Origin of the sequence: Azoarcus sp. PA01 (assembly GCA_001274695.2) — a bacterium.
GTDB lineage: Bacteria > Pseudomonadota > Gammaproteobacteria > Burkholderiales > Rhodocyclaceae > Aromatoleum.
The window spans coordinates 43,291-55,539 of record LARU01000005.1 but is presented as its reverse complement, the minus strand read 5'-3'; the positions used below and the strand labels follow the sequence as shown (position 1 = coordinate 55,539).

Annotated in this window: 12 protein-coding genes and 3 pseudogenes; 2 read left to right on the top strand and 13 right to left on the bottom strand. The window is 62.0% G+C overall.

The features are described from left to right. Nucleotides 1–112 precede the first annotated feature (112 nt). The 10 genes and pseudogenes from PA01_19530 to PA01_19485 form a co-directional block, all read right to left on the bottom strand. Nucleotides 113–493, bottom strand: a complete 381-nt coding sequence (locus tag PA01_19530) for a hypothetical protein (protein ID KAI5912011.1) — start codon at nucleotides 491–493, stop codon at nucleotides 113–115. Nucleotides 494–681: 188 nt separating this feature from the next. Beyond that, nucleotides 682–3,494 (bottom strand): annotated as a pseudogene (locus PA01_19525) (aconitate hydratase). A gap of 45 nt (nucleotides 3,495–3,539) precedes the next feature. Continuing rightward, nucleotides 3,540–3,707, bottom strand: a pseudogene (sdhB, locus tag PA01_19520) (succinate dehydrogenase iron-sulfur subunit). Between the two features lie 264 nt (nucleotides 3,708–3,971). Beyond that, a complete protein-coding gene (locus PA01_19515; protein ID KAI5912010.1) occupies nucleotides 3,972–4,295 on the bottom strand; it encodes an FAD-dependent oxidoreductase in 324 nt (107 codons plus the stop codon). Next, nucleotides 4,255–5,337: an IS630 family transposase gene (locus PA01_19510; GenBank protein ID KAI5912009.1), complete on the bottom strand. Its 1,083-nt coding sequence runs from the start codon at nucleotides 5,335–5,337 to the stop codon at nucleotides 4,255–4,257. Before PA01_19510 ends, PA01_19515 begins: the two co-directional genes overlap by 41 nt. Nucleotides 5,338–5,416: 79 nt before the next feature. After that, nucleotides 5,417–5,845 (bottom strand): annotated as a pseudogene (locus PA01_19505) (FAD-dependent oxidoreductase). Then, a complete protein-coding gene (locus PA01_19500; GenBank protein ID KAI5912008.1) occupies nucleotides 5,817–6,053 on the bottom strand; it encodes a hypothetical protein in 237 nt (78 codons plus the stop codon). Before PA01_19500 ends, PA01_19505 begins: the two are co-directional and overlap by 29 nt. A 44-nt stretch (nucleotides 6,054–6,097) precedes the next feature. Continuing rightward, entirely contained in the window at nucleotides 6,098–6,454 is a 357-nt protein-coding gene (locus tag PA01_19495; protein ID KAI5912007.1) for a DUF488 family protein, read from the bottom strand. A 78-nt stretch (nucleotides 6,455–6,532) separates the two neighbouring features. After that, complete coding sequence (locus PA01_19490; GenBank protein ID KAI5912006.1) at nucleotides 6,533–7,111, bottom strand: plastocyanin/azurin family copper-binding protein; 579 nt, start codon at nucleotides 7,109–7,111, stop codon at nucleotides 6,533–6,535. Between the two features lie 27 nt (nucleotides 7,112–7,138). Beyond that, nucleotides 7,139–7,594 (bottom strand): hypothetical protein, encoded by a 456-nt coding sequence (locus PA01_19485; GenBank protein KAI5912005.1) that lies wholly within the window; start codon nucleotides 7,592–7,594, stop codon nucleotides 7,139–7,141. Between the two features lie 500 nt (nucleotides 7,595–8,094). Here PA01_19485 and PA01_19480 point away from each other — a divergent pair, with 500 nt between their 5' ends. Both PA01_19480 and PA01_19475 read left to right on the top strand, forming a co-directional pair. Further along, nucleotides 8,095–8,442: a carboxymuconolactone decarboxylase family protein gene (locus PA01_19480; protein ID KAI5912004.1), complete on the top strand. Its 348-nt coding sequence runs from the start codon at nucleotides 8,095–8,097 to the stop codon at nucleotides 8,440–8,442. A gap of 55 nt (nucleotides 8,443–8,497) precedes the next feature. Further along, entirely contained in the window at nucleotides 8,498–9,277 is a 780-nt protein-coding gene (locus PA01_19475) for a 3-hydroxybutyrate dehydrogenase (protein ID KAI5912003.1), read from the top strand. Here the strand turns inward: PA01_19475 and PA01_19470 are convergent. From PA01_19470 to PA01_19460, 3 genes are read right to left on the bottom strand one after another with little or no spacing between them, the layout of a single operon-like run. Next, a complete protein-coding gene (locus tag PA01_19470; protein ID KAI5912002.1) occupies nucleotides 9,267–10,403 on the bottom strand; it encodes a patatin-like phospholipase family protein in 1,137 nt (378 codons plus the stop codon). The two genes, PA01_19475 and PA01_19470, sit on opposite strands and share 11 nt — an antisense overlap. Nucleotides 10,404–10,452: 49 nt before the next feature. Next, nucleotides 10,453–11,094 carry a response regulator transcription factor gene (locus PA01_19465; GenBank protein KAI5912001.1) on the bottom strand — a complete coding sequence of 214 codons (642 nt, stop codon included), beginning with the start codon at nucleotides 11,092–11,094 and terminating at the stop codon, nucleotides 10,453–10,455. After that, on the bottom strand, nucleotides 11,069–12,094 hold the full coding sequence (locus tag PA01_19460; protein ID KAI5912000.1) for a sensor histidine kinase: 1,026 nt from the start codon (nucleotides 12,092–12,094) through the stop codon (nucleotides 11,069–11,071). Before PA01_19460 ends, PA01_19465 begins: the two co-directional genes overlap by 26 nt. Nucleotides 12,095–12,249: the final 155 nt, after the last annotated feature.

The window sequence follows — 12,249 nt, the reverse complement described above, 5'->3', positions numbered from 1 at the left end:
AAGCGTTCTAGCCACCCTCTGCTGGGTGTAGTACTGCTGCCGGAAGGAAGCGGGTGACAGGTCGCCCAGTCGAGCCTGCTTTCGCTGATGGTTGTAGAAGGGGCCCGCTTACTTAGATTGCGTAACCGTACCTGAGCGAAGCCAGAGCTTTGAACCGCTGGACGTAACGTGCGAACAGCGCTTTCGCCGTCTGCTCGACGGCCTCGGGCACCATAAGGGGCGTGCCGCACCCGCCACCGCTGCGGCCCGTCTCCGAATACCTGGCGAGTGCACTCGAGGCGCGAGACTTCCCAAATACCGCCTTTTGCCACGCACACCCGTGCTCTCTGCCGTGCCGTTGCGGGCCAAGGATGGCTTTGGTAAGTGCGGCGATCACGAACCCGCTCCCGCGCTTCATAAGCCCGCCCAACTCCGTGAGCAAGGCATCGACGCCAACGATTACCAGGCGCGAACGTGCAACGTCTCCTATGCTGCTGACCAGCTTCGTATTCATGACCCGTACTTCTCCTATTCAGGGCAAATCCTATTAAATTGCTTGCGTCTTCGGCAAGGAGACCCCGACCGCCGCGCAGGATGCACTGGCTGCGAGGGACTGCAGGCATGCCCGAAGAGTGCGATCGCATGCGCGACGCGGTGAAGCCACGGCAGCCCGGGCTGGGAACGGGTTCCCGGCCCTGCCCCCTACCGCAGCAGGTTGCGCAGCACGTACTGCATGATTCCGCCGTGGCGATAGTAGTCCGCCTCGCTGGGCGTTTCGATGCGGACGATTGCGTCGAATTCGACGTCTCCGGCTTTCACTTTCACCGTTGCCGGGGTGCGGTCCTCGTTAAGTGCCGTGATGCCGACGATGTCGAAGGTTTCCTCTCCGGTCAGGCCGAGCGACGCCGCGTTCTCGCCCTCGGGGAACTGCAGCGGCATAACGCCCATGCCGAGCAGATTCGAGCGATGGATGCGCTCGTAGGACTCGGCGATCACCGCGTGCACGCCCAGCAGCAACGTGCCCTTGGCGGCCCAGTCGCGCGAGGATCCGGAACCGTATTCCTTGCCGGCCAGGATGACCAGCGGGGTGCCGGCGGCGATATAGGATCGCGAGGCGTCGAAGATGGTGGTGACCGGCGCATCGCTCTTCGTGAAGTCGCACGTGTAGCCGCCCTCGGTGCCTGGCGCGAGTTGGTTGCGCAGGCGCACGTTGGCGAAGGTGCCGCGGATCATCACCTCGTGATTGCCTCGGCGTGAACCGTAGGAGTTGAAGTCGTGTTGCGCCACGCCGTGAGAGAGCAGGTAGACCGCGGCCGGGGAATTCTTCGCGATGGAGCCGGCGGGGCTGATGTGGTCGGTGGTCACCGAGTCGCCCAGAAGAGCCAGCACCCGGGCACCGATGATGTCGGCGACCGGCAATGGCGTGCGGGGCATGTTCTCGAAATACGGCGGCTTGCGGACGTAGGTCGAGGCCGCATTCCAGGCGAAGAGGTCGCCGTGCGGCGTGGGCAGCGACTTCCAGCGCTCGTCGCCCTCGAACACGTCAGCGTAGCCGGTCTTGAACATCTCCGAGACGATGGACGTGTCGACCACCGCCTCGACCTCACTCGCGGACGGCCAGACGTCTTTCAGGAACACGTCCTGGCCGTCGCGGCCTTTGCCGAGAGGCTCTCGGAACAGGTCGATGTCCATGGTGCCCGCCAGGGCGTACGCGACCACCAGCGGCGGCGACATCAGGTAATTCATCTTGACTTCGGGGTGGATCCGGCCCTCGAAGTTGCGGTTGCCGGAGAGCACCGACACGACGGACAGGTCGTGCTCCCTGACCGCCTCGCTCACCTCCGGAATCAGCGGTCCCGAGTTGCCGATGCAGGTCATGCAGCCGTAGCCGACGAGGTTGAAGCCGAGCGCATCGAGGTAGCGAGTGAGGCCGGCACGCTCGTAGTAGTCCGTGACGACCCTGGAGCCGGGCGCGAGGCTGGTCTTCACCCACGGCTTGCGGGTCAGCCCCTTCTCGATCGCCTTCTTTGCCAGCAGCGCGGCGGCGAGCATCACCGTGGGATTCGAGGTGTTGGTGCAGGAGGTGATCGCGGCGATGACCACCGACCCGTGATCGATCTCGCACCCGGTGCCGTCGGCCAGCGCGACCGGCACGGGGTCGCGCAAGCGATAGCCTCCGGCGGGCGCCTCGGCGAGATGATCGCTCGGGGACGGAGAGTGGACCGTCGAGCTTTTATAGGCCGGCGGATCCGAAGCCGGAAACGATTCGGCGACCGCGTTATCGTATCCCCGCTGCTTCTGCTCGGGCTTGTGGATGAATGTCGCCAGCGCGCCGTGGAACGCTTCCTTCGCTTGCAAGAGGGGGACGCGATCCTGCGGCCGTTTGGGACCGGCGATCGAGGGAACCACAGTGGAGAGATCGAGTTCGAGCACCTCGGAGTAGCGCGGCTCGGCCTGCGGATCGTGCCAGAGCCCTTGCGCCTTGGCGTAGGCCTGCACGAGATCGATCTGCTCGGATGAGCGCCCGGTCAGCTCGAGATAGCGCAGGGTTTCGTCGTCGATCGGAAAGATCGAGATCGTGGAGCCGTACTCGGGACTCATGTTGCCGATCGTCGCGCGATTGGCCAGCGGGACGGCGCTTACGCCGGGGCCGTAGAACTCGACGAACTTGCCGACCACGCGGTGGCGGCGAAGCATCTCGGTAATGGTGAGCACCAAGTCGGTAGCGGTGGAGCCTTCGGGCAGTTTGCCGGTCAGCTTGAAGCCGAGCACCTGCGGAATCAGCATCGACACCGGCTGGCCGAGCATCGCGGCCTCCGCCTCGATGCCGCCCACGCCCCACGCCACGACCCCGAGTCCGTTGACCATCGGCGTGTGAGAGTCGGTTCCGACGCAGGTGTCGGGATAGGCGACGGCGGCCCGTTCTCCTCGCGCGTGAAAACCACCCGGGCGAGGTGCTCGAGGTTCACCTGGTGGACGATGCCGGTGTCGGGGGGCACGACCTTGAAGTCGTTAAAGGCGTCCTGCCCCCAGCGCAGGAACTGATACCGCTCCAGGTTGCGCTGGTACTCGATCTCGACGTTGCGCTCGAATGCCTCCGGCTTGCCGAATACATCGACGATCACCGAGTGGTCGATGACGAGCTCGACCGGTGCAAGCGGATTGATCAACGTCGGGTCGCCGCCGAGCGAGCCCATGGCTTCCCGCATCGCAGCCAGATCGACGACGGCGGGCACGCCGGTGAAGTCCTGCAGGATCACCCGGGCGGGTGTGAACGCGATCTCCCGGTCGGGCCTGGCGCCCGGATCCCACGCGGCTAGCGCCCCGATGTCGTCGGCGGTGACGTCGCCCTCGTTCTCGGTGCGCAGCAGGTTCTCGAGCAGGATCTTCAGCGCGTATGGAAGGCTTGCGACGTCGGCCCCCTCGCCGGTTACCGCGTCGAGCCGGTAGATTTCGTAGGCCTTCGCCCCGACCTCCAAGGTTCCACGGGCTCCGAAGCTGTTCTTGCTTGCCATGACGCGATCTCCTCCCGATAGGGTTGTGCCGGCCCTGCCTGATGTTTACACCGTACGGTTGACGAGCATCTGCTTGATCTCGGCGATTGCCTTGGCAGGATTCAGGCTCTTCGGGCAGGTGTTGGTGCAGTTCATGATGGTGTGACAGCGGTACAGGCGGAACGGATCGTGGAGATAATCCAGTCGCTCGCCGGTGGCTTCGTCGCGCGAATTCTTCTCCCAATCGCCGTAACGTATCGGATCGAGGTCGTCGCCCTCGGGCGTGGGTCGCTCGCGACGTTTGGAGTCGGGCGGGTTAATGTGCGCTGGCGCTGGCGCTGGCGGCGGAGCAGGTGCAGGTGCAGATCGATCGGCGGGTTGTTCGGGTGTCGGATCGGAGCGCATGCACTTCATCGCATCATCGCCGATCGGCTGCCCGATACGCGACGCGGATAAGCATTTCCGGACTTGCGCGAGGTCATCACACACCTGGCGCAATCAATAACCGGTAAATTCTTCCGTGCGGATATTGTCCTCGCTGACATCGAGACTCACCAGCAGTGCCCGCATGGCCTTGACCATGCTGTCCGGACCGGACAGGTAGTAAATGGGCCTATGCAAATCCGGTACGTATTTCCTCACCATCGCGGCATCGACGCGCCCGTGCTCTCCGGGCCACTCGTCGGGTGCCTCGGTGACGGTCGGGACATAACGGAAATTCGGATTCTCCTTGGCCAGTTGCTCGAAGTCACTTTTCAGCGGCAGATCGGCCGGCGTGCGGCTAGTGTGCTGAGTTAGAAATTCGCATACAAAATCGTTCAAGGCTGGCGAGGATGTCGTCAGTTGATTTGGTCCATGCGAAGGGTTTGGGATCATCGTTGTAGCGAGCAAGGTAGTCGCGGATGGCCTGCTCGAGTTGGCGGGTGGAACGGTGGGTGCCGCGACGAATCTGTTTTTCGGTGAGCTCGGCAAACCAGCGTTCGACCTGGTTGATCCAGGAGGCCGAGGTCGGGGTGAAATGGACGTGGAAACGCGGATGACGGGCAAACCAACTCCTGACCTTTGGCGTCTTGTGCGTGCCGTAGTTGTCCATCACCAGATGGATGTCCAGACCGGCTGGGACGTTGGCTTCGATGGTGCGCAGAAAGGCCAGAAACTCGCGGCTGCGGTGGCGTCGGTGCAGTTCCCCGATGACTTCTCCGGTGGCGACATCGAGCGCCGCAAACAAAGTCGTTGTGCCGTGGCGCATATAGTCATGCGTTCGCCGTTCGGGAAGTCCCGGCGCCAGCGGCAGGATCGGCTGGGTGCGGTCGAGCGCCTGGATCTGGCTCTTCTCATCGACGCACAACACCATCGCCTTGACCGGGGGATCCAGATACAACCCGACGATGTCGCGGACCTTGTCGACGAACAGCGGATCGGTCGAGAGCTTGAATGTTTCCTGCCGGTGCGGTTGCAGGCCGAAGGCGCGCCAGATGCGGCTGACCGCCGTCTGCGACATCCCCATCTCGCGCGCCATGCTGCGCGTACTCCAATGGGTGGCATTCTTCGGCACCGTTTCGAGCGTCTTGGCAATCACCGCATCGACACGGGTATCGTCGATCGTACGCGGCGCCCCCGAGCGCGGGGCATCGAGCAGGCCATCGAGCCGATTCGCGTCAAAGCGGTTGCGCCATTTCGATACCATCTGCTGCGACACCGACAAGCGTTGCGCGACAACCTTGCTGTCGACACCCGTCGCACACTCGAGAACGATCCGCGAGCGCAATGCGAGCGCCTGCGCGGTCTTACGCCGACGCGTCCAGGCTTCAAGCTGCTCGCGCTCGCTCTCGTTCAGCACGATCTCCACCTTCGGTCTGCCCATCGCTGCCTCCTGTCGCCAATCGTACGGCATGAGAGACCAGCGGATGAGCTAGTTGTTCAACAAATTTTTAACTCAGGACACTAGCGTGCAGCAAGGTGATCTGATGCGTGGTCCTGTCATGAGTGGCCTGGGCAATCATGCTGCGCACCGGGGTGACGCCGATGCCGCCGATGATGAAAACTGCCGGAGTGGATTCGGTCTTATGCAGCGTGAAGTCACCGTACGGCGCATCGAGCTTGACCTCGGTGCCGATCGGCAGATTCTTCAGCACCCGCTTGAAGGCGGTATCGCGCATGCGGGTCGCGGCGACCAGATCCGGCTCGTAGGGTGCCTGCATCAGTGAAAACCCGCGGGTATTGCCTTCGTCGTCGGTCTCGGGCGGGTCGATTAGCGTGAAGTCGGCAAATTGTCCGGCGCGAAACTCGAATCCTTCCGGCTTGGCGAAGTGAAATGCCATGGTGCCGTCAGCAATCATCTCTTTACGAATCAGTTTGACGTTGGTCTGCATGATGCAAAACCTCCTTCAGGCTTGTTGCACACTGTCCTGGTTGCCGCCAGCGAAAACCCAGGAGAAGACCGTATATCGCAACGCCATCGAGTTCGATCGGCGTGGCGGCATTGATGAACACTTCCACCAGTGCGAGCAGTGCTGCGACCGCCGCACGATCTTGCTCGCCGGATAACGGACCTTCGTATGCTTCCATATTGGTCGACATGCCGCTCGGCGGCCACGCTGTGGCACGCGATGGTCGACTTCCACTTACACGCCTTGGCCGAGCTTCTCGTTGAGATAGTCGCGCAATACCACCGCGTTGTTGTGCTCGGTATCGTGCGAGCTGTACAGAAGAACGACGTCGCCCGCGCGAGCCGCCTCGACGATCGAGGCCCACGCCTCGGGATGCGTGTCGAGCTCGATCCTGTAGCGGCGCTGGAACTCCGGCCATTTGGTCACGTCGTGCTGGAACCAGCGACGCAATGCGCCGCTCGGCGCAGCCTCCTTGAGCCAGTCGCTGAATTGCAGGGATTCCTTCCTGATTCCGCGTGGCCAGAGCCGCTCCACCAGGAACCGGGTTCCGTGGGCGTTGTGATGCTCGTAGACTCGCTGAAGCTCGATCATGGACGGACCTCCGGCCGCGGCGCAGCGAGCCGATCATCCGACCGCTCCGCTCGGTCTGCTTTATTGTCAATCGGTATGTCATTGCAACGCGGCGGCACCCGCCCCGCGCACCGTCCCTTTCTGCAGAATCTCGTCGATCGGGGGAAACGCGGCGCGCGCGACTTCCGGAACCGGCTTCCAGCGCTCGCCCGGTGCATAGCCGACAGGTTTCGTCCCCGGGCCGTCGCCGGGAGCGCCGACCACGATGCGTCCGACCATGCCGGCCATTTCATGCGGCTTGCAAAAATAATCGTAGACGCCTTGCACGGTGAATACGTGCTCGAATGCCGCGGCGCGCTTGGGATTCTCGGCGAGCAGAACTCCGGAATCCCACGCCTTGGCCGATACGGGAATCCGCAGCTCATGATTGTCGTTGCTCGGATGGTAGGCGGCGATCGAATGGAACCCGCTGAGCTGCACCCACCGAACCGTGTCGCCGGGGGCGATGTGAACGCCGGCCGGATCGAAATACGTGTCGCCCGCCGGCGTCTGCACCAGCTTGACTTCCACTGTCGCGGCGGTCGCGGGCGCCGCTTCGCCGAGTGCTGCGGCGACCGTAAGGCACGCCACCAGGAGAGCTTTGCGGCCAGCCGCTGCCTTCATTCGCCTCAGTTTCATGTCCAAGCGCCTCTGCACGATCGATATTTACTTCATCTGTGCCTGGACGTCGGCAGGGCTGATCAGCCATTGAACGATGTGGTAGTGCGGCTCTTCCACGCCGGGATGCCCCGGGTTGTACTGAATGTCAGTATGGTTGAGCTTGATGCCCGCGGCGACCTCGCCCAGCGTCTCGAAATTCTTGTGAGCGTCGAGGTCCTTGAGCGGAACCATGTACGTGATGTTGACCAGCTTGCCCTGGTGGTTGTAGCCGAGGAACGGCCCGATCGGCAACGTCGCCGGATCGACATACAGCGTTCCCAATCCCGGCACGAAGTCCGGCAGCTTGACCAGCGAGCTGACTTTCTTGAAGCTCGTAGGCGGCGACGTCGTGATGTCCGCGGCGGGGGCGGGCGACGCGACCATTGCCAAGGGCAGCGCCAGTGCGAGTCCGGCAATCGTGCCGCGGCACCGCACAAAAAGGGAGTTGCCGTTTCTCATCATGTCGAATCTCCTCGAGTAAGAAAGACGTTCAATAAGGATCGAAACGCCGTCGATGCGCAGAGTCTCCGTTTTGGCAAGTCGCGGCTTCGATTTGTGCGTGGCGATGATGCTTTGACACTAGCGCGGGCTTGAAGGCGCGAATGTAGGCGGATCTTGACGCTTCGCGTGCGGATTTCTCGATGCCGGACGGGTCGGTGCAGCGCCCCTCTCGGATGATCCAAATCTCCCTACACAAATCATCAAGCATTCCTGATGGTCGTTCGCGTCGAACCCAGACACAGTTCGTTCAACCGGAGTTGCACAAGAAATGTCGTGATGTCGGCTTGAGGGAGGCAACGCTGAAGTCATTCGGCGGCATGCCCGCTGATCCGCGGTGTGCACAATGTCGAATACCGGCAGCGGCACCGAAGAAGCTGCGTATCGAGCTGCCGGCGTGAGGATCAGGTAATCCCCCGGCAACTCAGGATGGGGAGCGTAGTTCCTTGAATGGAGCGTTCAAAATGGAACAGCAGATGTATCCGAATGCCACGCAAAATCTAGCGCAAAAGCGAAGGGAACTGGCGCCGGAGATCCACACCGCGTTTCGCGAATTCGGGAAGCGGGTTTTTTCCGACGGCGCCTTGCCGGAGAAGACCAAGCAGCTCATCGCGGTGGCGGTCGCGCATGTCACGCAGTGCCCCTACTGCATCCGCGGCCACACAGAGCTCGCAATGCAAAAAGGCGCGACCGAGCAGGAACTCATGGAAGCGATATGGGTTGCCGCCGAGATGCGTGCCGGGGCAGCGTACGCACACTCGGTTATCGCCATCGACGCGATGCATAAAGGGGAAGCCAAGGCAAGTGCGTGAACGATGTCTATCGTGCAATACGTCCCGTTGATGCTTATGGCTGGAAGGACTACCGATGAAACTCGAAGGCAAAATCGCGATCGTCACCGGGGCAGCAAGCGGCATCGGCAAGGCCATCGCGCAGCGCTACGCCCGTGAAGGCGCGAAGGTCGCCATCGCCGACCTCGATCTCGATGCCGCGCAGGCGGCCGCCACGGAGATCAAGAGCGCTGGCGGGGAAGCATCCGGCGTGGCGATGGACGTGACCTGCGAAGACGCGGTCAATGACGGCGTGGCAGCGGTGGCCGCCGTCTATGGCGGGATTGACATCCTGGTCAGCAACGCCGGCATCCAAATCGTCCACCCGGTCGAGGAGTTCAGCTACGCCGACTGGAGAAAGCTGATCGCCATCCACGTCGATGGCGCGTTCCTCACCACCCGTGCGTGCTTGCCCCACATGTACCGTGCTGGTCGCGGAAGTGTCATCTACATGGGCTCGGTACACTCCAAGGAAGGTTCAGTACTGAAGGCGCCTTACGTTACCGCAAAACACGGGCTGATCGGACTCGCCAAGGTGGTCGCGAAGGAAGGCGCCGCCCACGGAGTTCGCGCGAACGTCATTTGTCCCGGTTTCGTGCGCACCCCGCTTGTGGATCGTCAAATTCCCGAACAAGCCCAGGAACTCGGTATTTCCGAGGATGACGTCATCAAGAAGGTCATGTTGAAGGAAACGGTCGACGGCGAATTCACCACTGTCGACGATGTCGCCGAGGTAGCGCTCCTGTTCGCCGCGTTCCCCAGCAAGGCACTCACTGGGCAATCGCTGGTGGTGAGTCACGGATGGTTCATGCAGTGAGGGTCGGCATCCGGTGCACGACCACGCCGACCAGCGGATCGACCGGATCCATCCACGCCGCCCGATCCAGCACCCTCGTCGCGTCGGCGTAGCCGAGTTGCCAGCGCTCGTCGATGGCGGTGCGGGAGAAATCGATGTCCTTGCTCGCGAGCTCCCAGCCCCGGTCCCGGTTGCCCAGATGCACGATGTCCATGGTCGTGTGGCACCCCCGTTCCGCGAGCTTTCGCATTTTCGGATCCTTGCGCTTTGCCTCCGACAACTGGCCATAAAGCTCGCGAATCACTCGACGCAGATTGTGCATCGCCTCGTAAGTCTCTACGTTGCGGTCGGAACGACTCGCGTACATGATGTCCTTCTGTCGGTCCAGGGTCTGGCTGATCGAATGAGGCTCGTGACCGCACGCGCTCCACAGGTCAACCATGAAGCACAGCGTATTGACTCGCGGATAATCGTCGAGCACCACATCGAGCGGCGTGTTTGAGTAGACCCCGCCGTCCCAGTACAGCTCGCCATCGACCAGTACGGGAGGAAAGGCCGGGGGTAACGCGCTGCTGGCCAGGATGTGCTCGATGCCGATGCGCTGGAGTGAATTATCGAAATAGCGTAGTCGGCCGCTCGCGACATGCACCGCTCCGAGGCTGAAACGTATGGATCCGTTGTTCAGATACTCGAAATCGAGGCTCTCCAGCAAGGATTCACGCAACGGACCGGTATCGTAGAAGCTTGCGGTATCTGCCGATCCTGCATTGCCGACGCCGAACGGCAGGAATGGGTGAGGTGAGAAGAAATGCGGTCTTCCGCCGATCATGGAGGCTATCGCCGTCCAGTAGCTGTAGGTCTGGCGCACGACGTCTGGCAGTCTGCGCAAGTCGACTGGATCCTCATGCACCACGGCATTCCAGAAACGCTTCAGAGATTCGAGGCGTTGGCCAGGGGGGTTGCCGGCGATGATCGCCCCGTTGATCGCGCCGATCGACGTGCCGCCCACCCAATCCGGTGTGAATCCATGCTCGTCGAGCGCCTGAAACACCCCCACCTGGTATGCACCCAAGGCGCCGCCTCCTTGTAACACCAGGGCGACGCGCCGGGTACCGGGCCGCACCGGAAAATCGAGACTCCCTGCCACGGCGTTGCTCCTTCTTGTGCTTCCACCGATTTGAATGGGCAACTCGCGCTCAGTCGAGTTGCGTGATCCCGTGCTGGATCGCGAATTTGACGAGATTGGGAAGATCGCTGATACCCAGCTTGTGCATCATTCGACTGCGATAGGTATCGATCGTCTTCGGCGACAGAAAAAGCATGGTTCCAACCTCGGCACTCGTTTTCCCCTCCACAATCAGCTGCAGAATTTGCCGTTCGCGACGACTCAGGCTGTCCAGTGGGCTCGTCCGGTGGCGCTCGGCAATGTAGTCGTCAATCACGGTCGCGGCGATCTTCTGACTGAGATAGCGCCGCCCTGCGTGGACGACACGCACCGCCTCGACCACCTCGACTCCAGCAGAGTCCTTCAGCAGGTACCCGCGCGCACCCGCCCGAAGGGCCCGGAAAATATGTTCCGTCGTTGAATGCATGGACAGAATCAGGATCTGCGTTGATGGACAAGCATCTTGCATTTGCAGCGTCGCCTCGATTCCATTCAGGTCGGGCATCGCAATGTCCATGATCGCCACATCCGGCTGAAGTCTTTGCGCTTCGCGCACAGCCTCGCGTCCATTCGCGACGTCCCCGACCACGTCGATTCCAGGCTGCGCTTCGAGCAAGGCACGCAGGCCGTCACGCACCACGGCGTGATCATCCGCGAGCAGGACTTTGATCACGTGCATCCCCATTTATTGTCACGATAACTCTGGTTCCATGCCCCGGCGCCGAGTCGACCTTCAAGTGCGCGCCGACCGCAGCCGCGCGCTCGCGCATGATCATCAAGCCCCAGCCGTGGTCACGGGCCGGTTGATGAACTGTCGTCGGATCAAAGCCGTCGCCGTTGTCGGCGACGGTCATGCAGATCGACTGAGGCGTCGTGCGAAGGGTCAGCACAGCCTTGTCCGCCCGTGCGTGCTTGGCCACGTTCGCGAGCGCGTTCTGGGCCATGCGAAAGAGCGCGTGCTCCGCCGTTGGCGTCAACCGACGAACTCGTCCCTCTTCAACAACTGAGGTCGCCACTCCGGTTCGCTTGGTGAACTCCTCTGCGTACCAGCGCAAAACGGGTGCGAGTCCGAAGTCGTCGAGGACAGCCGGCCTCAGTTCGGCCATGACGTCTCGAATACTCTGCGCAGTCTCTTCGACCATCTTTAGCGAATCGTCCAATCGGGCCCCGATCTGCACCGCCTGACCCGGCGCCAGCTGACTCTTGGCAATCGTCAAATTGATACTGAGCGCAGTCAGCTTCTGCCCAACCAGATCGTGCAGCTGACTGGCCAGTGCCCGTCGCTCCGCTTCCTGAACTTCAACCATTCGGCGCGATGCCTTGGCAGCTTGCAACTTCTCGTTTTGCTCTTTGATGAGTTCCGCTTGCGCTTCGCCGATCGCGGCGGATCTCATCCATAGGTGCAGCAGGCCTGCCAGAAGCAGCAATGAAACCGCGTTGAGCACGCGATTGACGAAGAAGGTCTCCGCCAAGCTGAATGAACCCTCCGGGACCTGCAGTGCATATACAACGAACGTCACTGCGATAAGCAATCCTGTCAGGGTCCACAGCAGAACTCGACTACGTGTCGCGCCGCCGAGGACCAGAGGCAGTCCGTAGATTGTGGCGACGTCGAGCTCGATCCATGTCGTGAAGTCCGCGACGATGACCGCGATCGCAACCGCGAAGATCACCGCAAAACGTACGGCACGATTCTCGCGTAAGCCCGACCCGAAGAATACAGAGCTGATGGCTATGTCTTTCTCCTACACGGACACTGCCGCAAGTACCCGCAGCCCTCGTGGGCGGATGCTCAGATCCGGCGGGCCGACCGCGTCATTTTGCCAAA